Source organism: Micromonospora sp. NPDC049240 (assembly GCF_040647835.1).
In the GTDB taxonomy this organism is placed as follows: domain Bacteria; phylum Actinomycetota; class Actinomycetes; order Mycobacteriales; family Micromonosporaceae; genus Micromonospora.
Map to the genome: position 1 here is coordinate 50,605 of NZ_JBEZCX010000022.1, position 22,391 is coordinate 72,995.

Annotated in this window: 23 protein-coding genes; 16 read left to right on the forward strand and 7 right to left on the reverse strand. The window is 73.0% G+C overall.

Features of this window, described 5'->3' with window-relative positions; translation table 11 throughout:
- Nucleotides 1-17 precede the first annotated feature (17 nt).
- Both AB0B02_RS26970 and AB0B02_RS26975 read left to right on the forward strand, forming a co-directional pair.
- On the forward strand, nt 18-1,106 hold the full coding sequence (locus AB0B02_RS26970; RefSeq protein ID WP_281943823.1) for an iron ABC transporter permease: 1,089 nt from the start codon (nt 18-20) through the stop codon (nt 1,104-1,106).
- A 173-nt stretch (nt 1,107-1,279) separates the two neighbouring features.
- Nucleotides 1,280-2,077, forward strand: coding sequence for an ABC transporter ATP-binding protein (locus AB0B02_RS26975; RefSeq protein WP_357304844.1), 798 nt, complete (start codon nt 1,280-1,282; stop codon nt 2,075-2,077).
- Between the two features lie 77 nt (nt 2,078-2,154).
- Here the strand turns inward: AB0B02_RS26975 and AB0B02_RS26980 are convergent, their stop codons facing one another.
- The 5 genes from AB0B02_RS26980 to AB0B02_RS27000 all read right to left on the reverse strand — a co-directional run bounded on the left by AB0B02_RS26980 (nt 2,155) and on the right by AB0B02_RS27000 (nt 8,226).
- Complete coding sequence (locus tag AB0B02_RS26980) at nt 2,155-2,913, reverse strand: VOC family protein (RefSeq protein WP_357304847.1); 759 nt, start codon at nt 2,911-2,913, stop codon at nt 2,155-2,157.
- A gap of 94 nt (nt 2,914-3,007) precedes the next feature.
- A complete protein-coding gene (locus AB0B02_RS26985) occupies nt 3,008-3,745 on the reverse strand; it encodes an ABC transporter permease (protein WP_281943642.1) in 738 nt (245 codons plus the stop codon).
- A gap of 9 nt (nt 3,746-3,754) precedes the next feature.
- Nucleotides 3,755-4,642, reverse strand: coding sequence for an ABC transporter ATP-binding protein (locus AB0B02_RS26990; RefSeq protein ID WP_357304850.1), 888 nt, complete (start codon nt 4,640-4,642; stop codon nt 3,755-3,757).
- A gap of 82 nt (nt 4,643-4,724) precedes the next feature.
- Nucleotides 4,725-6,653, reverse strand: coding sequence for an AAA family ATPase (locus AB0B02_RS26995; protein WP_357304853.1), 1,929 nt, complete (start codon nt 6,651-6,653; stop codon nt 4,725-4,727).
- A gap of 283 nt (nt 6,654-6,936) precedes the next feature.
- Nucleotides 6,937-8,226, reverse strand: coding sequence for a hypothetical protein (locus tag AB0B02_RS27000; RefSeq protein ID WP_357304856.1), 1,290 nt, complete (start codon nt 8,224-8,226; stop codon nt 6,937-6,939).
- Nucleotides 8,227-8,473: 247 nt separating this feature from the next.
- Between AB0B02_RS27000 and AB0B02_RS27005 the strand changes: the two genes are divergently transcribed.
- From AB0B02_RS27005 to AB0B02_RS27015, 3 genes are all read left to right on the forward strand, one after another.
- Nucleotides 8,474-9,055 (forward strand): helix-turn-helix domain-containing protein, encoded by a 582-nt coding sequence (locus AB0B02_RS27005; RefSeq protein ID WP_357304859.1) that lies wholly within the window; start codon nt 8,474-8,476, stop codon nt 9,053-9,055.
- Between the two features lie 43 nt (nt 9,056-9,098).
- Entirely contained in the window at nt 9,099-10,346 is a 1,248-nt protein-coding gene (locus AB0B02_RS27010; protein WP_357304862.1) for an MFS transporter, read from the forward strand.
- 122 nt (nt 10,347-10,468) lie between these two features.
- Entirely contained in the window at nt 10,469-11,320 is an 852-nt protein-coding gene (locus AB0B02_RS27015; RefSeq protein ID WP_107154657.1) for a menaquinone biosynthesis protein, read from the forward strand.
- Between the two features lie 33 nt (nt 11,321-11,353).
- Here AB0B02_RS27015 and AB0B02_RS27020 read toward each other — a convergent pair whose 3' ends face one another.
- Together AB0B02_RS27020 and AB0B02_RS27025 are read right to left on the reverse strand one after the other, a co-directional pair.
- A complete protein-coding gene (locus AB0B02_RS27020; RefSeq protein WP_357304866.1) occupies nt 11,354-12,289 on the reverse strand; it encodes a hypothetical protein in 936 nt (311 codons plus the stop codon).
- Nucleotides 12,289-13,281 (reverse strand): hypothetical protein, encoded by a 993-nt coding sequence (locus tag AB0B02_RS27025; RefSeq protein WP_281943630.1) that lies wholly within the window; start codon nt 13,279-13,281, stop codon nt 12,289-12,291. Before AB0B02_RS27025 ends, AB0B02_RS27020 begins: the two co-directional genes overlap by 1 nt.
- Nucleotides 13,282-13,650: 369 nt before the next feature.
- Between AB0B02_RS27025 and paaA the strand changes: the two genes are divergently transcribed.
- The 11 genes from paaA to AB0B02_RS27080 all read left to right on the forward strand — a co-directional run bounded on the left by paaA (nt 13,651) and on the right by AB0B02_RS27080 (nt 22,358).
- Nucleotides 13,651-14,718 (forward strand): 1,2-phenylacetyl-CoA epoxidase subunit PaaA, encoded by a 1,068-nt coding sequence (paaA, locus tag AB0B02_RS27030; RefSeq protein WP_281943628.1) that lies wholly within the window; start codon nt 13,651-13,653, stop codon nt 14,716-14,718.
- A 53-nt stretch (nt 14,719-14,771) separates the two neighbouring features.
- Complete coding sequence (gene paaB / locus AB0B02_RS27035) at nt 14,772-15,059, forward strand: 1,2-phenylacetyl-CoA epoxidase subunit PaaB (protein ID WP_281943822.1); 288 nt, start codon at nt 14,772-14,774, stop codon at nt 15,057-15,059.
- 80 nt (nt 15,060-15,139) lie between these two features.
- Entirely contained in the window at nt 15,140-15,901 is a 762-nt protein-coding gene (paaC, locus tag AB0B02_RS27040; protein ID WP_281943821.1) for a 1,2-phenylacetyl-CoA epoxidase subunit PaaC, read from the forward strand.
- Between the two features lie 55 nt (nt 15,902-15,956).
- The gene (gene paaD / locus AB0B02_RS27045; protein ID WP_357304870.1) at nt 15,957-16,433 is read left to right on the forward strand and encodes a 1,2-phenylacetyl-CoA epoxidase subunit PaaD; all 477 of its coding nucleotides are present in this window, start codon (nt 15,957-15,959) and stop codon (nt 16,431-16,433) included.
- A complete protein-coding gene (gene paaE, locus AB0B02_RS27050) occupies nt 16,430-17,551 on the forward strand; it encodes a 1,2-phenylacetyl-CoA epoxidase subunit PaaE (RefSeq protein WP_357304873.1) in 1,122 nt (373 codons plus the stop codon). Before paaD ends, paaE begins: the two co-directional genes overlap by 4 nt.
- A gap of 81 nt (nt 17,552-17,632) precedes the next feature.
- Nucleotides 17,633-17,911 (forward strand): type II toxin-antitoxin system prevent-host-death family antitoxin, encoded by a 279-nt coding sequence (locus tag AB0B02_RS27055; RefSeq protein WP_357304876.1) that lies wholly within the window; start codon nt 17,633-17,635, stop codon nt 17,909-17,911.
- Nucleotides 17,908-18,318: a PIN domain-containing protein gene (locus tag AB0B02_RS27060; RefSeq protein ID WP_281943620.1), complete on the forward strand. Its 411-nt coding sequence runs from the start codon at nt 17,908-17,910 to the stop codon at nt 18,316-18,318. The genes AB0B02_RS27055 and AB0B02_RS27060 overlap by 4 nt, the downstream gene beginning before the upstream one ends.
- A 76-nt stretch (nt 18,319-18,394) precedes the next feature.
- Nucleotides 18,395-19,585, forward strand: a complete 1,191-nt coding sequence (mqnC, locus tag AB0B02_RS27065) for a cyclic dehypoxanthinyl futalosine synthase (protein ID WP_281943618.1) — start codon at nt 18,395-18,397, stop codon at nt 19,583-19,585.
- Nucleotides 19,586-20,009: 424 nt separating this feature from the next.
- The gene (locus AB0B02_RS27070; protein ID WP_357304881.1) at nt 20,010-21,263 is read left to right on the forward strand and encodes a cell wall anchor protein; all 1,254 of its coding nucleotides are present in this window, start codon (nt 20,010-20,012) and stop codon (nt 21,261-21,263) included.
- A gap of 90 nt (nt 21,264-21,353) precedes the next feature.
- Complete coding sequence (locus AB0B02_RS27075; protein ID WP_357304884.1) at nt 21,354-22,064, forward strand: demethylmenaquinone methyltransferase; 711 nt, start codon at nt 21,354-21,356, stop codon at nt 22,062-22,064.
- A gap of 72 nt (nt 22,065-22,136) precedes the next feature.
- Nucleotides 22,137-22,358 carry a hypothetical protein gene (locus tag AB0B02_RS27080; RefSeq protein ID WP_281943613.1) on the forward strand — a complete coding sequence of 74 codons (222 nt, stop codon included), beginning with the start codon at nt 22,137-22,139 and terminating at the stop codon, nt 22,356-22,358.
- Nucleotides 22,359-22,391: the final 33 nt, after the last annotated feature.

The window sequence follows — 22,391 nt, forward strand, 5'->3', positions numbered from 1 at the left end:
CCCGGCCGGCCGGCCGGCTGCCGCACCCCCGCCGGGGCGCGGCACACGCCGACGCTCCGGCCCGGCCGGCCGGGCTGCGCACACGTTGGCTGCTCGCCGGGCTGGTGGCGGTGCTCGTCGCGCTGGTGGCCGGCGTCTCGTTCGGCCCGGTCAGCCTGCCGCCCGGCAGCGTCGCGGCGGAACTGCTCAACCTGCTGCCCGGCGTACACCTCGACAGCGGGCTCACCGAGCAGGAGGTCGCCATCGTCACCGAGCTGCGCCTGCCCCGGGTCGTGCTCGGTCTGCTCGTCGGCGCGCTGCTCGCCCTTGCCGGCGGCTGCTACCAGGGTGTCTTCCGCAACCCGCTGGCCGACCCGTACCTGCTGGGCGTGGCCGCCGGGGCCGGGCTCGCGGTCACCGCGGCGATCGTGCTCGGCGCCGGGGCCGGCGGGGCGCTCACCGGTCTGCCGGTCACCGTCCCGCTCGCCGCGTTCGTCGGCTCGCTCGGCGCGGTGGCGATGACGTACCTGCTCGGCGCCGCCGGTGGCCGGGACCGCTCCCCGGCCACGCTGATCCTGGCCGGGGTGGCCGTGTCGGCGTTCCTCGCCGCCGGGCAGACCTACCTGCTGCAAGCGCACTCGGACAGCCTCCAGCAGGTGTACTCCTGGCTGCTCGGGCGGCTCTCCACCGCCGGCTGGCACGACGTGCTGCTGGTCCTTCCGTACTTCCTGCTCACCGCCGTGGTGGTGCTGGCGCACCGGCGGGAGCTGGACGTGCTCGCCCTCGGCGACGACGAGGCCACCAGCCTCGGGCTGCACCCGCAGCGGTCCCGCTACCTGCTGATCGCCGCCGCCTCGCTGGGCACCGCCGCCGCGGTCTCCGCCTCCGGCCTGATCGGTTTCGTCGGCATCATCGTGCCGCACACCGTCCGGCTGCTCGCCGGTTCCAGCCACCGGGTGATCCTGCCGCTGTCGATGCTCTTCGGCGGCGCGTTCCTGGCGCTGACCGACGTGGTCGCGCGGACCGCCGCGGCACCCGCCGAGATCCCCATCGGCGTGGTGACCGCGCTGCTCGGCGGCCCGTTCTTCGTCCTGATCCTGCGCACCGCCCGCGGGGTGCGCGCGTGAGCGCGAGGAGTGAGCCGGGTTTGCGAGCCCCGCAGTCGCACGCCGGGGGACCAGCGTGAGCGCGAGGAGTGAGCCGGGTTTGCGAGCCCCGCAGTCGCACGCCGGGGGACCAGCGTGAGCGCGAGGAGTGAGCCGGGTTTGCGGGCCCCGCAGTCGCACGCCGGGGGACCAGCGTGACCGCCGCGGTCGAGGTCCGGGACCTGCGGGTCGAGTTGGGCGGCAGTCCGGTCCTGGCCGGCGTAGACCTGACCGTCGCGGTGGGCGAGTGGGTCACCGTCATCGGCCCCAACGGCGCCGGCAAGTCGACGCTGCTGCGCGCCGTCGGCGGCCTGCTGCCCGCGCCGGACGCCGTCTCCCTCTTCGGTACGCCGATCCGCGCGATGCGCCGCCGAGACCGGGCCCGGGTGGTGGCCACCGTGGCGCAGTCACCGGCGGTGCCGGCCGGCATGGCGGTCGTCGACTACGTGCTGCTCGGGCGCACGCCCCACATGCCGCCGCTGGGTCGGGAGTCCGCCGCCGACCTGGCCGCCGTGCGCCAGGTGCTGGACCGGCTCGACCTGGCCGGGTTCGGCAGCCGCGAGCTGGCCACGCTCTCCGGCGGCGAGCGGCAGCGGGTCTTCCTGGCCCGGGCGCTGGCCCAGGGCGCCACCCTGCTGCTGCTCGACGAGCCGACCAGCGCGTTGGACATCGGGCACCAGCAGGAGGTGCTGGAACTGGTCGACCAGCTCCGCCGCGAGCACGACCTGACCGTGCTCGCCACCATGCACGACCTCTCCATCGCCGGCGAGTACGCCGACCGTCTGGTGCTGCTCGCCGACGGCCGGGTGGCCGCCGCCGGCCCACCCGCCGAGGTGCTCACCGAGGACCTGCTGGCCCGCCACTACCGGGCCCACGTCCGGGTGATCCCCGGCCCGCACGGCCCACACGTCGTCCCGCTCCGCCGCCGGCGCGAAGGAGGGGCCCCCGCTTAACGCATTCGGTAGAGAAGGGGCCCCCTCTCAACGCCACCTGTTAAAAGGGGGCCCCTCCTTACAACCGGGCGGGACGGTCAGCGGAGGGTGGAGATGGAGAAGAGCGCGCCGTGGGGGTCGCGGAGGGCGGCGGAGCGACCGGCCGGATTGTCCCGGGGCGGGACGAGGATGGTGCCGCCCAGTTCGGCGGCGCGGGCCGCGGTGGCGTCGGTGTCCTCCACCCCGAAGTAGACCGTCCAGTACGCCGGCAGGTCGGCGGGGAGCGGCTCGGCCGGCGTCAGCATCCCGGCGACGATGCGGGCGCCGCAGCGCCATCCGATGTAGGGGGCCGGCCCGGTCGACCGTTCCTCGGGATGCCAGCCGAAGACCAGCGCGTAGAACTCCCGGGCTCCCTCCGGATCGGGGGTGACCAGCTCGTTCCAGCACATCGCGCCGGGCGCGTTGAACAACTCCGCGCCGCGCATCGCCATCGGCTGCCAGACGCTGAACACCGCGCCGGCCGGGTCGGCGAGCACCGCCATCCGACCCTGCGCGGCGACGTCGAACGGGGCGACGACCACCTGCCCGCCGGCTGCCGCGACCCGGGTGGCGACCAGGTCGGCATCGTCCGTGGCCACGTACGTCGACCAGACCGGCACCTGGTCCGGGGTGGCCGGCGGGCCGACCCCGGCGACCGCCTTGCCGTCCTTGAGGAAGACGGTGTAGCCGCCGGCGTCCGGCACGGTGGAGATCCGCCCGGTCCAGCCGAACAGTTGCGGGTAGAACCGTCTCGCGTCGTCCAGTCCGGGGGTGGCCAGGTCGGTCCAGCAGGGTGTGCCGGGCTCGACGCCGTTCACGGTGACCCCTTCCGCCGGGGGCGGTCCCGCTGGCCCGCCCTGCCGGCATCGTGGCACCACCGGGCCGGCCGCCGGGCCGGAACCGGACAAAACGTCAGCGGAAGCGGCGTCCCTCGTCCCGCCGGTACGCCCAGCCGGCGACCGCGGCGAGCGCCACCACCCAGACCACCAGCATCACCAGCGCCCGGGGATCGGGTCGCCAGTCGGTGACCGCCGCCCACATCAACTCCACCGCGCCCCGGGTCGGCAGGTAGGGGGCGACCGCCTGGACGAAACCGGGGGCCTGGTCCGGTGCGGAGAGCAGGCCCCCGCCGAACGCCAGCGGGAAGAAGAGCACCTGCGCCACCACGATCGCCGCCTTGCTCGGCAACGAGTAGCCGATCGCGAGGCCGAGCAGCGTGAACGGCACCGAGATCACGGCGACCGCGGCGAGCCCGATCAGGAACTGCGCCACGGTGACCCGGGCCGCGGTGGCCACCGCCGCGATCACCACCACCGGCACCATCGACAGGTAGGTCAGCACCAGGCCGGCCAGGATCCGCCCGGCCAGGCGCGGCGCCGGCCCGGCCGGCAGGGTCCGGGTGTACGGGTTCCAGGGCTGGTCGCGGTCCTCGGCGACGCCCACGCCGTACTGGAAGATGTTGGCGCTCATGGTCGCGAAGGTGACCATGGCGGCGGTGGCGTAGGTGGCGCCGGTGGGGTCGTCGCCGGCGAACGGCACCACGAAGAAGAGCATCGCGGCGGCGGGGAAGAACGCGCTGCCCACCACCGCCACCGGGATCCGGATGATCTCCAGGAGCTGGTAGCGGGCGTGGACCAGGGCGAGCGGCACGGCGGTCTCCTAGGCGGGGATGGGCGCGGGCCGGGCGTCGGCCGTGATGGCGAGGAACGCCTCCTCCAGCGAGGTGGGGCGAACCTCCAGGTCGCGGAACGCCACGCCGGCGGTGACCAGGTCGCGGACGAGCTGGTCGGCGTCGGTGGTGAGCAGGTGGACCCGCCCGTCGACGCGTTCGGTGGCGACCACCCCGGGCAGCGCCGGCAGGTCGTCGGCGACCAGGCTGACCCGGCGTACGCCGACGATGCCCCGGATCGCCGCCACCGAGTCGTCGGCGAGCACCCGACCGTTGCCGATCACCACCACCCGCTGGGCGAGCGCCTCCACCTCCTCCAGGTAGTGGCTGCTCAGCAGCACCGTGCCGCCGTCGGCGTGGAAGCCGCGGATCGCGTCCCAGAGCGCGTGCCGCGCTTCCACGTCGAGCCCGGTGGTGGGCTCGTCCAGCACCACCAGCCGGGGCCGGCCGACGAACGCCAGCGCCACGGCCAGCCGCCGGCGTTGCCCGCCGGAGAGGCCGCCGGTCTGCCGCCGCACCTGGTCGGTGAGGCCGAACCGGTCGAGCAGCTCGCCCCGGGGCACCGGGTCGGGGAAGTGCGCGGAGACGAAGTCGACCACCTCGCCGACCCGCAGCGTGCCGGGTAGGCCGGTCTCCTGCGGGGTCACCCCGAGCTGTCGCCGGCTCGCCGGGTCGCGCGGGTCACCGCCGAGCAGCTCGACCCGGCCGGTGGTCGGGCGGCGCAGCCCCACCAGCAGGTTGATCAGGGTGCTCTTGCCGGCGCCGTTCGGGCCGAGCAGGCCGACCAACTCCCCGGCCCGGACGGTCAGGTCGACCCGGTCCAGCGCCAGCACCTCGCCGTAGCGGCGGCTGACCTGTTCGGCGCGGGCCAGGATCATCGCGGGCTCCTCGGGCGGGGGACGGTCCTCCCCTGTGTACCGGGTGCCCGCCAGTCGCCCCGCCCGGGGGCCACCGGTTCCGTCAGCCGACCAGCGGGGCGGGCAGCGGGGCGCGGTGCAGCACCGCCAGCCCGGAGACCGCCCGGGTCAGCACCACGTAGAGGCGGTGCAGGCCGCGCGGCTCGGCGGCCACGATCGCGGCCGGTTCGACGACCACCACGTGGTCGTACTCCAGGCCCTTGACCAGCGTCGCCGGGACGACGGTGACGCGCGCCGCGGCCTCGACGTCGTCGGCGGTCGCGGTCTCGACGCCGGCGGCGTCGAGCGCCGCGCGGAGCCGGTCCACCGTGTCGTCGGCGGCGATCACGCCGACCGAGCCGTCGTGTGCCAGCGCCGCCCGCACCTCGGCCACCGTCGCGGCCGTCAGGTCCTCGACGGTACGCACATCGAGCGCCCCGTCGTGGCGCAGCGACCGGGCCGGGGGTACGTCGACGGCGAGCGCGGGCAGCAGCCGGTTCGCGAACGCGACCACGGCGGCCGGCACCCGGAAGCCGACGCTCAGCGGCACCACCGCGGCGTCCGGCTTGCCCAGGTGGGCCAGGGACTCCCGCCAGTCGGTCGCGGCCCAGGGCGCGGTGCCCTGGGCCAGGTCGCCGAGGAGCGTGATCGAGCCGTGTTCGCTGCGGCGGGCGATGGCCCGGCACTGCATCGGCGAGAGGTCCTGCGCCTCGTCGACCACCACGTGACCGAATCCGGCGGGTCGCTCCAGCAGCCCGGCGACCTCGTCGAGGAGGACCGCGTCGGCGGCGGTCCACCGGGTCGCCTTCGCGGTTCGCCCGACCTTGCCGGCGCGGAACAGCTCCTGCTCGTCGGCGCTGAGCAGCCCGTCGGCGGCGGCGGCGAGCGCTTCGGCGTCGGTCCGCAGCCGGTGCAGCAGCCCGTCCGGGGTGAGCGCCGGCCAGACCGCGTCGAGCAGGTCGGTGACCGGCTTGATCCGGCTCATCCGGCGCAGCCAGGCGTCCGACGGCGACTCGGCGCGGCGGGCCTCGGCCTGGCGTTGCAGCAGCCCCACCACCCGGGCCCGGACCCGTTCCCGGCCGGTGGCGTAGGGCAGCCCCTCCTGCCGCGTCTCGGTGACCAGGCGGTGCAGCGGGTCGAGCCCGATCCGCCAGCGGTACGAGCCGTCCGAGACCATGATCGGCTCGGTGGGCGTACCGATGTGGGCCTCGACGGCGCGACGCAGCACCTCGGCCATCCGGATGTCGTGCTTGAGCGCGGCGGCGGCCGGTTCGTCGACCGCGCGGACCGGCACGCGGGCGACCAGGTCCTCGACGGTGGCCTGCTCGACCTCGACCTCCCCGAGCGCCGGCAGCACCGCCGCGATGTACGACAGGAACGCCCGGTTCGGCCCGACGATCAGCACACCCGAGCGGCGCAGCCGTTCCCGGTGCAGATAGAGCAGGTACGCGGCGCGGTGCAGCCCGACCGCGGTCTTCCCGGTGCCCGGCGCGCCCTGCACGCAGATCGAGTCGGCCAGGTCGGCCCGGACCAGCTCGTCCTGCTCGGGCTGGATGGTGGCGACGATGTCCCGCATCGGGCCGACGCGGGGGCGTTCGATCTCGGCGGTGAGGATGCGGCTGGCCGTGCCGAGTTCCTCGCCCCGGTCGAGGTGTTCGTCCTCGAAGCTGGTCAGCGTGCCGGCGCTGAACCCGAACCGCCGGCGGGTCCTGACGTTCTGCGGGTCCTTGACGCTGGCCTGATAGAACTTTCGCGAGATCGGCGCCCGCCAGTCCAGCACCATCGGCTCGCCAGCCACGTCTGTGACGTGCCGCCGGCCCACGTGGAACTTCTCCTCGTCGATGTCGAGCTTGCCGAAGAACAGCGGGGTGTCGGGGCTGTCCGCCAGCTCGGCGATCCGCCGGGCCAGGTGCCGCCCGAGCGTCTCCGCCGCGAACGCGTCGCCAGCGACCTGATCCCCGGTCGAGAACAGTCTCTCGGCATGCTCCCGCATCCGCCGGAGCGCTTCGCGGGAGGCTTCCAGATGCACTCGCTCAGCGGCGAGCTCGTCTTCCAGTGCGGGCACGTGGATTTCCTTCAGGGAATCTCAGCTGCTGCTCGCTCGCGTATCCGGGGTGACCCGGCGCGTCGGGACGTCCGCTGCGGTGCCTGTCTCACCTCGGCCGTCAAGCGGCCCACCACTTTACGCGCCGCCGTGGGTGGGCTCCACCGAATTTACGAGAAGCCGGGCACCGGGAGCGTGTGACGGCGCTCCTGGTGCCCGGCTGACAGGCTGGTCAGATCACCTCGACCTTGGTGCTGACCGCGGTCTGGTAGAAGTCGGGCTGACTGGCGAAGCGGGCCCGCCAGAACCCGGACTGCGTCGACGGGATGGTGGCGCTGAACTCGTAGCTCCAGTCGGTCTCGACCACGCGGACCGTGGTCCAGGGTGCCTTGCCGTCGGGCGAGTACTGGATGTCGACCATCGCCGTCTGGGGCGAGAACGGGCTGAACTCCATGCGCCCGCTGACCGAGACGCCGGTGCCGTCCGCGGTGCGGGCGGCGGAGAACGACGAGAACGAGGCCGGCTGAAGCACCGTGATGCTTCCCGTCTGCGCGCTCGGCGAGACGATGAACGGATCGTCCGAACTCACACTGACCCGGTAGAAGCCGGTCTGGTACGGCGCGACCTCGATCTGGTAGCGGCCTTCGGCGTCGGTCGTCGGGTAGTCCGACCAGGGGCACGTCGACTCGTCGTAGCAGAACAGCACCCCGAACTGCTTGTTGGCGAAGGGCCGCCAGCCGTCCGGAGAGCGCCAGGTGAGCTGGCCAGTCAGGGTGACCGTCTCGCCGGCCTTGACCTTGGCCCGGTTCGCCGTGACGGTGGCCCGGGCGGAGGCCGGGGAGATGCCGACCGGCAGTTCGGCGGAGTTGCCGCTCAGGTAGCCGATGTGGTCGTTGTCGTAGGAGTAGTAGGCGTAGACGGAACCGGCGTCGTCGAGGTGCAGCGGCCCCGAGAAGGTGCCGTCGGCCCGCGTGGTGGCCGCGCCGAAGTCGCCGGGATACGACGAGAGGTTGACCGGGAAACCGGCCAGCGGCTCGATGTGGCCGTCGCCGGGCCAGCGGCCGAGCAGGCGCCCGCTGAGCGTGACCTCGCGTCGGGCGTAGGTCACGGTCGCCGGCTTGACCACGACGCGGTCGAACGACGTAGCCACGAAGTAGGCCAGGCTGCCGGCATCGGTTCGTGACGTGTGCTGCCCGTCGTTGTCGGTGACCTCGATGTCGACCCGGTAGCCGCCCAGCTGGGCCAGCTGGAACCGATCGGTGGTGAACCAGGTGCTCGTGTCTCCGTCGCTCGACTCGATCTCGAAGCCGTCGGTGTTCGCGACCTGCTGCTGAGTCGCGTAGGACACGATGTGTGCGCGGATCGAGGCGACGCCGCTGTCGGACGTCACCGAGACCCGCAGGCGGCCCAGGTCGTTGTCGATGCTGTTGGCCCAGTTGACGACGGGTGGATCGGCAGCGGCGGCCGGTGCCGAGAGCCCGGTCGCGCCGACCATCGCTGCGGTTGCCGTGACAATTGCCATCCTGAATCGCCGCACAGCTTCCTCCCCCATGAGTGCAGTCGCGAAGATTTTAGGCTCGGCGTCCGTACCGTGATGTCCCGTGAACCGGTGTGTGCCGATGGTGCGGCCGAATGGGTAAGCGGATCCACCGAACGTGGCGGCCGGGACGGAGCTTCGCCCCTGTCGGCTGGCTTTTCGGTCGTCGCCGCCACCTCGCCTGCCGGTGGGCCAGTCCCGCCGCGGAGGTGCGGGCGGCAATCATGGAGGCATGACCGAGGCGCGTTCCGAGAAGCACCGGGTGACGATCAGCGACCCGCAGGTGATGCGGGCGCTCGCCCATCCCGCCCGGATGGCGATCATGGAGCATCTCAGCGCGGTGGAGGGCGGTGCGACCGCCACCGAGTGCGCCGAGATCGCCGGGTTGTCGCCGAGCGCGACCAGCTACCACCTGCGCGAGTTGGCGAAGTTCGGCCTGGTTCAACAGGCGCCGGGCCGCGGTGACGCGCGGGAGCGGGTGTGGCAGGCGGTGAACCCGTCGTACTCCGTCGAGGCGGCGCCGGACGCCGACCCGGACACGCGTGCCGCCGAGGCGGCGCTGGTCGAGGCGCACCTGGTCCGGGACGCCCAGCGGGTCCGGGACTGGATGCGCCGCGCGCCGGACGAGCCGCGCGAGTGGTACGAGGCGACCTGGCTCAGCGACAGCGTGCTGCTGCTGACCGCGGAGGAGTTGGTCGAGCTGAACGAGGCGGTCCGGGCACTCACGTCTCGGTACCGGCAACGGAACCGGACCGACCCGCCGGTGGGGGCGCGCAAGGTGGCGGTGCAGTACCGGGCGATGCCGATCGACTGATCCGGGGTTGCGCGCACCAGTTATGAAGGATTATTTTCGAAGTATGTCCTTCACAACTGGTGCGTCGCGCTGGCCGGACGTCTGGCTCGCCGCCACCGCCCGAGGCGTCTCGAGCTGCGGGGACTTCCTCGCGGCCACCGCGCTGACGCTCGCGCTCCAGTCCGCCGGCGCGGGCGGCCTCGCCGTCTCCGGGCTGCTGCTCGCCGCGACGCTGCCGCTCGTCGCGCTCGCCCCGCTGACCGGCCGCCTCGCCGACCGGGTGGACAGCCGGACCCTGCTGATCGTCGCCGGCCTGGCCCAGTCCGCGATCTGCGCGGCGCTGGCGTACGCGACGACGCCGGCCCTGGTCCTCGCGCTGGTGGCGCTGCTGGCGACCGGGCTCGCGGTCACCCAGCCGGTGCTCGCCGCGCTGGTGCCGGTCATGGTCCGGGCCGAGGACCTGCCCCGGGCCGGCGCGCTCAACCAGACCGCCGGCACGCTGGGCGCACTCGCCGGGCCCGCGCTGGCCGGGCTGCTCGTCGGGCAGTTCGGCACCCGGGTGCCGCTGCTCGTCGACGCGGTCAGCTACCTCGCGCTGGTGGTGGCCGCGCTGCTCATCCGTACCCGACGGGGTGGCCGGGCCACGGCGGCGGCCGGCGTCGCCGTGGCCACGCCCGCCTGGCGGCTGCGTCGCGACCCGATGCTGCTGGTCATGGTCGGCAGCGTGGCCGCGGTGGTCGGCGCGGTGGGGGCGATCAACGTGATCGAGGTCTTCTTCATCCGCGAGACACTGAACAGCTCCACCACCGTGTACGGCCTGGTCACCGGCGCCTGGACGGCCGGCATCGTGCTCGGCGCCTGGCTGTTCGCCCGGTTCGCCCGCCGGCTCGCGGACGACGGTGCGCTGCTCGGGGCCGGGCTGGTGCTGCTCGGCGGCTGCTGCCTGGCGGTGCTCGTCTCGGCGGCGGTGCCGTCGGCGTGGCTGCTCGTGCCGATCTGGCTGGTGGGGGGCACCGCCAACGGCGGCGACAACGTCTTCAACAACCTGCTGCTGGCCCGCCGGGTGCCGGAGGCGGCCCGGGGGCGCGCGTTCGCGGTCTTCGGGGCGGCGGTGCAGGGCGCCGCGATGGGCGGCTACCTGGTCGGCGGCCTGCTGTTGGCGGTGGCCGACCCCCGACCGCTGGTCGTCGGCTGCGGGGTGGTCGGCCTGCTGGTCGTGGCGGCGCTGGCCGGGCCGGTCCGCCGCGCGGTACGCGCCGAGCGCGCCGCGGTCGTTCCCGCGCCGCAGCCCGCCGTCGGGATGGGGCGGTGAGGAGGGGCCCCTTCTCTACCGGACGCGTTAACAGGGGGCCCTTCCTTCCATCCGGTGCGGGATGGGCCACTCCCGCGGCTCCCTGCGGGGCGGGGAGTCCTGGGCGGGGATACGGTCGGGTCATGGCCGACCGCATCGCCCGCCCCCGGGTGGGGCACATCCAGTTCCTCAACTGCCTCCCGATCTACTGGGGGCTGATGCGGTCCGGCGCGCTGCTCGACGTCGACCTGCACAAGGACTCACCGGACCGGCTGAGCGCCGACCTGGTCCGGGGCGACCTCGACATCGGCCCGATCACGCTCGTGGAGTTCCTGAAGCACGCCGACGAGCTGCTGCTCCTGCCCGACCTGGCGGTCGGCAGCGACGGCCCGGTGCTCTCGGTCAACATGGTCTCCACCCGGCCGCTGACCGAGCTGGACGGCGGCAAGGTGGCGCTGGGCTCCACCTCGCGTACCGGGGTGCTGCTGGCCCAGGTGCTGCTCGCCGAGCGGTACGGGGTGCGTCCGGAGTACTTCCGCTGCCCGCCCGACCTGACCCAGATGCTGCTGGAGGCCGACGCCGGCGTGCTGATCGGCGACGTGGCGCTGCGTGCGCTCTACGAGGCGCCCGGCAAGGGCCTCGCGGTGACCGACCTCGGGCAGGCGTGGCACGAGTGGACCGGAATGCCGATGGTGTTCGCCGTCTGGGCGGTCCGCCGCGACTTCGCCGCCGCCCACCCGGGGCTGGTCAAGGAGGTGCACGAGGCGTTCCTGCGCTCGCGTGACCTCTGCCTGGCCGAGCTGGACCAGGTGGCCGAGGCGGCGGCCCGCTGGGAGCCGTTCGACGCGGCGACGCTGGCGACCTACTTCCGCACGCTCGACTTCTCGCTGGGCGAGCGGCAGGTGGCCGGGCTGCGCGAGTTCGCCCGCCGCGCCGCCGCGTACGGGGAGGTGCCGGCGCTGCCGCCGGGCGGCCCGGAGTTCTTCCACCGCTGACCGGGTGCGGCGGTCAGCGCCGCCGCGCCGGGATCAGGTCGGCTCGCGCAGCAGCGCCTCGGTGATCTGCTCGCACGCCTTCATGCCGTAGTCCCACCCGCCGACGCTGAACGGGCTCTTGACCATCACGCCCATCGTCCAGGTGTCGCCGATCGCCAGGCAGTTGACGTGGTACTCCTGTTCCTTCTCCCGGTCGATCCAGCCGTTCTTGATGGCGATCTTCTTCTGCTCGGCGGCCGGGAACGCCTTGCGGATGCCGAAGTCGCCGGAGCCGCGCACCAGGCGCATCTCGTTGAGCAGCCACTTGGTCCACTTCGGCCCGGCCGCCCGGCCGTCGTCGATGCAGAGGCCGAGCCGGGCGGTGTCCCGCGGGGACAGCAGCGTACGGCTCCAGCCGCCGTCGGCGGCGACCTTGCTGTCGGTCAGCTTGCAGATCGAGATCAGCCGCCTGATCGAGGCGGCGCTGCCCACGCTCTCGTAGAACTGCTGGGCGCGGGTGTTGTCGCTGTCGCGGATGATCCGCGTGGCGTCGTCGAGCTTGGCGTCGCTCGGGGTCTTTCCCGCCTCGGCGCTGCGGCGCAGGTAGTCGGCGACCACCCAGGACTTGATCAGGGACGCGGTGGTGCTGGTCTCGCCCATGTTCTTCGAGCCGATGATCTGCCCGGTCCGCTTGTCCAGCACGGACCAGGCGTACCAGCCCTTGAGGTCGAGGTCGTCGAGCTTCCTGGCCTGGAACGGCAGCGGCTCCAGCGACGGCGACGGGGCCGGTGCCGGCCGGTCGCTACGGTCGGTGGGCTGCGTGGTGGACCGGTCACCCGCCACGTCGGGATGCGAGGCGGCGGTCGGCCGCAGCGGCGAACCGGGGACCAGTCGGAGCGAGAGGACCAGCAGGCCGACCAGGGCCACCGCCACCGCGCTGAACGCCAGCGGGCGGCGGTGACTGCCGGGCCGTCGCCGGGCGCCGGCCATCAGAGCTTCCCGATCGGCTGCTGCGGCACCTTGAGCGCCGCGCCGGGCTGCGGGGTGACGAGCTGCGTGGCGACGCTCGCGCAGAGCTTCGACCCGTACCACAGGCCGACGGCGCCCGGATAGCGCATCATCACCGCGAGGCTCCACTTGTCGGTGACTGCCAGGCAGTTGACGTGCCAGTTGCCGTCGTAGGCGAGCCGGGTCCAGCCGTTCTTGATGCTCACCGGGCCCTGGGCCTTGATCGAGGCGGGCAGGCCGTCGATGATGCCCCACTTGCCGCCGCCGGACTTCTCCTGCTGGCTCTTGATGCTGCCCCGGACGTTGGCCATCTCGTTCATGACCCACTTCGTCCACTTCGGCCCGGCGGCCTTGCCGTCGGCGATGCAGTCGCCGAGCCGGACCGCGTCCCGGGGGGACATCTCGGTGAAGCTCCACCAACCCAGGTACGCGGGCACGGTGCCGGCCCTGGTGTCGGTCAGGCCGCAGATCTTGACGGCGCGCTGGAGCACCGGGTTCAGCTTGTTGCCCGGCTGCTTCTGGTAGGAGCCGCCGGCCGCCCGGTAGACCCGGTTCGCGCCGTCGTCGTTGCTGTCCCGGATGGCCACGCTCGCCGCCTTCTTCAGCTCGGCGGTGGGCTCCTTGTCGCCGAGTTGGCGCAGGTAGTCGGAGACGATCCAGGTCTTGAGCATCGACTCGGTGGAGCTGGTCCGGTTCATGTTCTTCGCGCCGGTGACGGTGCCGGTCGTGCGGTCCATCAGCGCCCAGGAGAAGAAGTCGCCCCGGAAGTCCACCGAGACCGGGGCGTCGGCGAGCGTCGGGGACGGGGGCGCGCTCGGGGCGGGCGCCGGCACCTGCTCGGTGCCGCCGCCGAAGCCGCCGAGGCTGCTCGGGCCGTCTCCGCCGGAGAGCTGGGCGTACGCGGCGGGCACCAGCATGCCGCCGCCGACGAGCACTGCCACGACGGCGAGCACCATGGTCACGCGAGGTCGCATGAGTGGGTGAACTCCAGATGTATGGCCGGGGGGACCGGCTTCCGCATGTGTTCGGCCCGATGACCACGAGGCCGGGGGACGGTGGCCTGAAAGGTGGCGATCAACGGCAGCCGATCGGTGTGCCGGGGGAAGTCTACTTCCGGACTGGCATTCCGCCAGATCCCGACACCCGGCGACTCGCCGGGTGGGCGGGATATTGAGCAGATATGCGGCTCGTGGGGGGTTTCATTTCCGGCGAGTGGTCGACGTCACAAACGTTTCCCCAGCTCAGGGGCGACCACCCTCGGCTTCCGCGTGGCCACCGGAGGTGATTGCGGAATCCTGTTACACCCTCTGGTGTCATGCGTCGCGAGCTGTAACACTGGCCTCATGTATGGCAACGACTTCGCCCCGCCCGAGGACGCTCCGGGCGGCGGCCTGCTCGGCGAGGTGGAAGCCGCGGAGGCGGCGCTGCGCGAGGCCGCGGCGCGGGCCCGCCGGGGCGGCCCCGGGCCGGACGAAGACTTCGAGGCGTACTTCGCCGACGTGATCGACGCCGACCAGAAGATCGAACCCCGGGACTGGATGCCCGAGGCGTACCGGAAGACGCTGATCCGGCAGATCGCCCAGCACGCCCACTCCGAGATCATCGGCATGCAGCCGGAGGGGAACTGGATCAGCCGGGCCCCCTCGCTCAAGCGCAAGGCCATCCTGCTGGCCAAGGTGCAGGACGAGGCCGGCCACGGGCTCTACCTGTACGCGGCGGCCGAGACGCTCGGCATCAGCCGCGACGAGCTGGTGGAGCTGCTGCTCGACGGCCGGCAGAAGTACAGCTCGATCTTCAACTACCCCACGCTGACCTGGGCCGACGTGGGCGCCATCGGCTGGCTGGTGGACGGCGCCGCGATCGTCAACCAGGTGCCGCTGTGCCGCTGCTCCTACGGCCCGTACGCCCGCGCCATGATCCGGGTCTGCAAGGAGGAGTCGTTCCACCAGCGTCAGGGCTACGAGATCCTGCACACGCTGGCACACGGCACCGGAGCCCAGAAGGCGATGGCCCAGGACGCGCTGGACCGCTGGTGGTACCCGTCACTGGCGATGTTCGGCCCGCCGGACGGCGACTCCACGCACAGCGCGCAGTCCATGGCCTGGAAGATCAAGCGCTTCTCCAACGACGAGCTGCGCCAGCGCTTCGTCGACATGTGCGTCGGCCAGGCGGAGGTGCTCGGCCTGACCATCCCCGACCCGGGCCTGCGCTGGAACGACGAGCGGCAGGCGTACGACTACACGCAGCCCGACTACGCCGAGCTGATGCGGGTGATCAAGGGTGACGGGCCGTGCAACCGGGAGCGGATGGCGCACCGGCAGCGGGCCCACGCCGACGGCGCGTGGGTACGGGAGGCCGCCGCGGCGTACGCCGCGAAGCGGGTGGAGCGGAAGGAACCGGTGGCGGCATGAGCGAACGCACCGAGCGAAGCGAGGGCCGTGAGGGCATGCCCGGTCAGCACGGCATGAGTGGTCAGTCCTCGCCCCTGTGGGAGGTGTTCGTGCGGGCCCGGCGCGGCCTGTCGCACACCCACGTCGGCAGCCTGCACGCCCCCGACGCCGAGTTGGCGCTGCGCAACGCCCGCGACCTCTACACCCGCCGGCAGGAGGGTGTCTCCATCTGGGTGGTGCCGGCGGGCGCGATCACCGCGTCCAGCCCGGACGAGAAGGACGCGTTCTTCGACCCGGCGGCCGACAAGGTCTACCGCCACCCCACGTTCTACGAGGTGCCGGACGGGGTGTCGCACCTGTGAGCGCGAGGAGTGAGCCGGTTTTGCGAGCCCCGCAGTCGCGAACGGAAGGCGGCCCTGTGAGCGCGAGGAGTGAGCCGGTTTTGCGAGCCCCGCAGTCGCGAACGGAAGGCGGCCCTGTGAGCGGCCTCTTCGACTTCACGCTCGCCCTCGGCGACGACGCGCTGATCGCGGCGCAGCGGCTCGGCGAGTGGACCACCCGCGCGCCGGAGATGGAAGAGGACATCGCGCTGGCCAACATCGCCCTCGACCAGTTGGGCGCGGCCCGGCTGCTGCTCACGTACGCGGGCGAGCTGGAGGGCGCCGGCCGGGACGAGGACGACCTGGCCTACCTGCGCGACGACCGGGAGTTCCGCAACTGTCTGCTGGTCGAGCTGCCCAACGGCGACTTCGGCGTGACCGTGGCGAAGCTTTTCTTCCTGGCCGCCTGGCAGCTTCCGCTCTACACCGCGCTCGCCGGCTGCGGGGACGACCGGCTGGCCGCGGTCGGCGCGAAGGCGCGTAAGGAGTCGGCGTACCACCTGGACCACGCCTCGCTCTGGGTGAAGCGGCTCGGCGACGGCACCGACGAGTCGCACCGTCGCATGCAGGACGCGGTCGACCAGGTCTGGCCGTACGTCCACGAGCTGTTCACCAGCGACCCGGCGGCGCCGGTCGACCCGGCCACGCTGCGGGCCGACTTCGACGCCACCGTGGCCGCGGTGCTGGACGAGGCCACGCTGACCCGGCCGGAGACTCGCTGGACGCCCGGCGGGGGACGGGACGGCGTGCACACCGAGCACCTCTCCTACCTGCTGGCCGAGATGCAGGTGCTGCACCGAGCCCACCCCGGAGCGCACTGGTGAGCGCGAGGAGTGCAGCGCGGCGGAGCCCCGCAGTCGCGAACAGAGGGTGGCACTGGTGACCGACCCCAGGGCGGCCGTGGCGGCGGTGGTGGATCCGGAGATCCGGGTCATCACCATCGATGAGCTGGGCATCCTGCGCGCGGTCGAGGAGGAGCCGGCCACCGGCCGGGTCGTCGTCACCATCACCCCCACCTACACCGGCTGCCCGGCCATGGACGTGATCCGCGCGGACATCCGCCGGGCGCTCGCCGCCGCCGGGCATCCGGACGCCGAGGTTCGCACCGTCTACGCACCGGCCTGGTCCACCGACTGGATCTCCGACGCCGGCCGGGCCAAACTGGCCGCCGCCGGCATCGCCCCGCCCGCCCCGCGCGGCGACGAGACGGTGGTGCCGCTGACCCTGGCGGTCCGCTGCCCGCGCTGCGGATCACCGGAGACCACGCAGGTCAGCCGGTTCGGCTCCACCGCCTGCAAGGCGCTGTGGCGCTGCCGCTCCTGTGCCGAACCCTTCGACCACCTGAAGGCGCTGTGACTGTCACCATCACCCGGCCGGTCCGCCGCCGGCCGGTCTTCCACCCGCTGCCGGTCGCCGCTGTCGACCGGCTCACCGACGACTCCGTGTCGATCACCTTCGCGGTGCCGGAGGAGCTGCGGGAGACGTTCGCGTTCTCCGCCGGGCAGCACCTCACGGTCCGCCGTCCGGCCGTCGCCGACGACCCGGAGTCCGCGGAGGCGCGACGGTCGTACTCGATCTGTTCCACCCCGGACGAGCTGGCCCGGCACGGCCGGTTGCGGATCGGGGTGCGCGAGGTCCCGGGCGGGGCGTTCTCCGGATATGCCTGCGGCGCGCTGCGCGACGGGGACACCGTCGAGGTGCTGCCGCCGCTCGGGCACTTCACCTCCGCGTTCACGCCGGACCGGGTCCGCCGGTACGGCGCGGTGGTCGCCGGTTCCGGCATCACGCCGGTGCTCGGCCTGGTCGCGACCGCGCTGGCCGTCGAGCCGCAGAGCACCTTCACCCTGGTGTACGGCAACCGCACGGCGAACACGGTGATGTTCGCCGAGGAGTTGGCCGACCTGAAGGACCGCTACCCGACCCGGCTGCACCTGGTGCACGTGCTGAGCCGCGAGATGGGCGAGTCGGCGCTGCTGTCCGGGCGGATCGACGCGGACCGGTTGACCCGGCTGCTGGACACCGTGGTGCCGGGCGACCAGATCGAGGAGTGGTTCCTCTGCGGCCCGTACGGCATGGTGGTGGACGCCAGGGCGGTGCTGGCCGGGCGCGGCGTGCCCGACGCGGCGGTGCACACCGAGCTGTTCCACGTGGACGCCCCGCCGGAGCCGGTGCGCCGCCCGGTCGAGCAGCCGGGCGCGGGCGCCGAGGTGACGATCGTGCTGGACGGGCGCTCGTCGAGTTTCACCATGCGCCGGGACGAGCGGGTGCTGGACGCCGCGCTCCGGGTGCGGGGCGAGCTGCCGTACGCGTGCAAGGGCGGGGTCTGCTCGACCTGCCGGGCCCGGGTCACCTCCGGTGAGGTGACGATGGCCCGCAACTATGCGCTGGAGCCGGACGAGGTGGCCGCCGGTTACGTCCTGACCTGCCAGTCCAGCCCGGTGACCGAGCAGCTGACGGTCGACTACGACGCGTGACGCCACGAGTGTGTGCGCGGCGCGGGTCGCGCCGCGGTCGGGGACGATGCCGGGTAGAACGATTCGTTCTACACTTTGTTGATGGAGCAGATCTCGATACGAGAGCTGAACCAGCACACCAGCCGGGTGTTGGCGCGGGTACGCGCGGGTGAGACGGTCGAGGTGACCGACCGCGGTGAGCCCATCGCCCGTCTGGTTCCGGTGCTGGCCGGCGATGCCCTCCTGGGTCGACTCGTCGCCGAAGGGCGCGCCTCGGCACCGACGGCGGTCGGCCCGGTGCCCATGCCTCCGGTTCTCGGTGATGCGTCGGTGGACGTTGTGGCGGCCCTGGTCGAGGCGCGCGATGAGGAGCGCTGGTGATCTACCTCGACTCCGCGGCGGTCATCAAGATGCTCCGACGCGAGGAGGAGACGCCGGATCTGATCGGCTGGTTGAACGACCGTTCCGGGACTGCCCTGGTCTCGTCGGTGCTGGTCGAGGTCGAGGTGCCAAGGGCGCTGCGTCGGGCCGCTCCGCAGGCGCTGGTGGGTGTCCCGTCGGTGCTGGGCCGGCTCTACCGGGTCGAGATCGACGCGGCGGTGCGGGCGACCGCCGGCGCGTACGCCGAACCGACGCTGCGCAGCCTGGACGCGATCCACCTGGCCACCGCGGAGATTCTGGCCCGCCAGGCGGTCACGGAGTTCGAGGCCTTCGTGACGTACGACCGGCGTCTGTTGCAGGCGGCCAAGGCTGTGGGACTGCCGGTGGCGAGCCCGGGACTCGCCTGATTCGGCGACTGCGGCCCTCGTCACCTGGCCGAGGTGGGCGTGTCCGCCGTTGGGACCGCGACGTAGGCTCGGTGGCGTGACGGCGAACCGGGAGATCGACGACATCCTGCAGCGCGGCGCGGACGGCGGGCGGATCACGCCCGAGGAGGCGCTGCTGCTCTACACCGAGGCGCCCTTCCACGCGCTGGGCGAGGCGGCCGACGCGGTACGGCGGCGCCGGTACCCGGACAACATCGTCACCTACCTGATCGACCGCAACATCAACTACACGAACGTCTGCGTGACGGCGTGCAAGTTCTGCGCGTTCTACCGGGCCCCCAAGCACGCCGAGGGCTGGACCCACCCGACCGAGGAGATCCTGCGCCGCTGCGGCGAGGCGGTCGAGCTGGGCGCCACCCAGGTCATGCTCCAGGGCGGCCACCACCCGGACTACGGCGTGGACTACTACGAGGAGCTGTTCTCCTCGGTCAAGCGGGCCTACCCGCAGCTCGCCATCCACTCGATCGGCCCGAGCGAGATCCTGCACATGGCGAAGGTCTCCGGCGTGAGCCTGGACGAGGCCATCGCCCGGATCAAGGCGGCCGGCCTGGACTCGATCGCCGGCGCCGGCGCCGAGATGCTGCCGGACCGGCCGCGTAAGGCGATCGCGCCGCTGAAGGAGTCGGGCGCCCGGTGGCTCGAGGTGATGGAGCTGGCGCACCGGCAGGGCCTGGAGTCGACCGCGACGATGATGATGGGCACCGGCGAGACCAACGCGGAGCGCATCGAGCACCTGCGGATGATCCGGGACGTGCAGGACCGCACCGGCGGCTTCCGGGCCTTCATCCCGTGGACGTACCAGCCGGAGAACAACCACCTGAAGGGCCGCACCCAGGCCACCGCGCTGGAATACCTGCGCCTGGTCGCGGTGGCCCGGCTCTTCTTCGAGACGGTGCCGCACCTCCAGGCCTCCTGGCTGACCACGGGCAAGGACGTCGGGCAGCTCGCGCTGCACATGGGCGTGGACGACCTGGGCTCGATCATGCTGGAGGAGAACGTCATCTCCTCGGCCGGCGCCCGGCACCGGTCCAACCTGCACGAGCTGATCGGCATGATCCGGTCGGCGGACCGGATCCCGGCCCAGCGGGACACGCTCTACCGCCGGCTCGCGGTGCACCGCACGCCCGCCGACGACCCGAGCGACGACCGCGTGGTCTCGCACTTCTCCTCGATCGCGCTGCCGGGCGGCGGCGTCGGGAAGTCGTTGCCGCTGGTGGAGGCGAGCTGACCGGTCCACCGTTCGGTCGGTCGGGGGCGTCGTGCGGCCGGGTGTCGTCACGTTTCCGGTGGAGCTTCGGCGTGGCCCTCGACGGGCCTGATCGGGAGCCGCTAACGTCCCCGCTCGACACCGCCCATCCGGGCCGCGAGCTGCCAGGTAACAGGTCGGCGGCGACCCGGGCGAGCGTGGCCACGCTGGTCGTCCTCGCGGCTACGCTGGCGGCGTTCGGCGGACCGTCGTCCTCCATCGGCCCATGAGGGCCGTTCACATAACGCACCGCGGCCAGGGGCGGGATGGGTGACCATCCCGCCCCTGCTGTCGGTCGGGGACGGTGGCAATTCCCACCCGTGGGACGCTGGCGCCGCGCCGCGTCGCTCCGGTACCGTCCGTTCGTTCCGTGCCTGATCGGCACGTCCCTACCCCCGGGGGAACCATGACCTTCCGATACCGATCCACTCTGGCGCGTGCCGGTGTGGTGGCGCTGTTCTCCACCGCCGGTCTCGCCGCCGTCGCCGGCCCGGCGCACGCCGCCGACGAGGCCGACCTTCAGCTCGTCCCGCTCAGCTACCAGCTCGCCAAGGGCGTCGACGAGGCCCGGGCCAAGCCGTTCAAGTTCCAGGTGGACAACACCACCGGCGCCGTCGACGCGAAGGGCGTCCGGGTCACGGTGGAGACGAAGGGCCTGAAGGACCGCAAGGTCGGCGTGCTGGTCCCGGAGGGCTGCGAGGTGACCGGCACCTCCTTCACCTGCCTGCTCGGCGACCTCGCCGCGGGCACCACCGAGGACTTCGGCATCCCGCTCTTCTCCACCGGCGGCAAGGGCGCGGCCGGCACGCTGAAGGTCTCCATCAGCGCGGCCACCGCCGACCCCGACCTGGAGAACAACTCGGTCGAGCACGACATCACCGTGACCGCCCCCGGCTACGACCTCACCACCTGGGTGCAGGACGTGTACGCCGGCGTGCAGGTCGACGGCGACGAGGTCGGTGAGGCGAATCTGCGTCCGGTCCGGCCGGGCGAGACCGTGCCGCTGGACTGGGCCGTGTTCAACGACGGCAGCCGCAAGGCCACCGGCGTCGCGTACGGCATCACGCTGCCGGCCGGCGTCACCTTCGCCGAACTGCCCGAGGGCTGCGTCGAGCAGGACCTGGGCGGCTTCGCGCGGGCGTACTGCGAGGACCGGGGCGCGGTGCTGAAGCCCGGCCAGTTCTACACCGCCGACGTGCGGGTGATGGTCGGCGCGGACGTGACCGAGAAGCTGCTCCGGCCCGGCTTCGTCTGGGCCGAGGGCCTGGACGCCGCATCCGGCCAGCCCGAGGAGGAGCCGCGGGTCGCCAGCTCGACGCAGCGCCGCGCCTTCGCCGAGGTCGACGACGACGACAACATCGCCCAGTTCGACGTCTTCGTCGACCCGAGCGGGCAGCCGACGCCGAACCCGACGCCGTCCGGCACCCCGACCGCCGGGCCCACCCCGAGCGGTGGCGCGACCGCGGTCCCGACCCCGACCACGGGTGGCGGCAGCGGCGGTGGCTCCGGTGACGGCGGCCTGCCGGTGACCGGTATGCAGGTCGGCCTGATCGGCGGCATCGGCGCGCTCGTGCTGGCCGCCGGCGCGGCGCTGGTGGTGCTGTCCCGCCGCCGCAGGGTGGTCCTGGTCGCCCCGACCGACGAGCGCACCGGGGACTGAGCCGGACGCTCCGGACACGGCGGGGGCGGGGTGGGCGACCACCTCGCCCCCGCGCCGTACCCGGGTCGGTGCGGCTGGCAGAGTGGAGGGGTGAGCCGTACCCCGCAGGGCCGACGCGCCAGCCTGGAGAAGCAGCCGCACGAGGTCGCCGCCATGTTCGACGGCGTGGCGGCCCGCTACGACCTGACCAACACCGTGCTCTCCTTCGGGCAGGACCGGTCCTGGCGGCGGGCCACCCGGGCGGCGCTCGGGCTGCGCCCCGGCGAGCGGGTGCTGGACGTGGGCGCCGGCACCGGCGTCTCGACCGAGGAGCTGGCCCACTCCGGGGCGTACGCGGTCGGCGCGGACCTGTCGCTGGGCATGCTGCACGCCGGCAAGCGCACCCGGCCGGCGGTGCCGTTGCTGGCCGGCGACGCGCTGCGGCTGCCGTTCGCGGACGCCAGCTTCGACGCGGTGACCATCTCCTTCGCGTTGCGCAACGTGAACGACACCGACGCCGCCCTGCGTGAACTGGCCCGGGTCACCCGGCCGGGCGGGCGGCTGGTGGTCTGTGAGTTCTCCACCCCGGTCAACCCGGCGTTCCGCACGGTCTACCTGTCGTACCTGATGCGGTCGTTGCCGACGGTGGCGCGCGCGGTCTCCAGCAACCCTGACGCCTACGTCTATCTCGCCGAGTCGATCCGGGCCTGGCCGGACCAGGCGGCGCTGGCGGCGCGCGTCGGCGTGGCCGGCTGGGGTCGGGTGGCGTGGCGGAACCTGACCGGCGGCGTCGTCGCGCTGCACCGGGCCGTCCGGAACTGATCGGTCCGGCTCGCGGCCGGGCATTTCGTGAATGTCCGGCTTGAGGATGATTCGCGCCGTAGGCTCGCGCCCATGACGGGACCCGACCACGCCGCCGCCAACGACGACGACGCCGCGGAGCTGATCGCGCAGCTCAAGGAGCTGGCCGGCGCGGATCCCACCGAGGTCCGCCAGGTGGTCGCCGAGGTGCTGGCGGCACTGGACCGGGCGGCCGGAGGCGCGTTGCGTGACCATCTGCCCGAGACCATCCGGCTCGACGCCGGGCTGGGACCGGCCGCACCGGCCCGCCCGTGACCGATCTCCGCTCCCTTACCAGCCGGTTTCCGG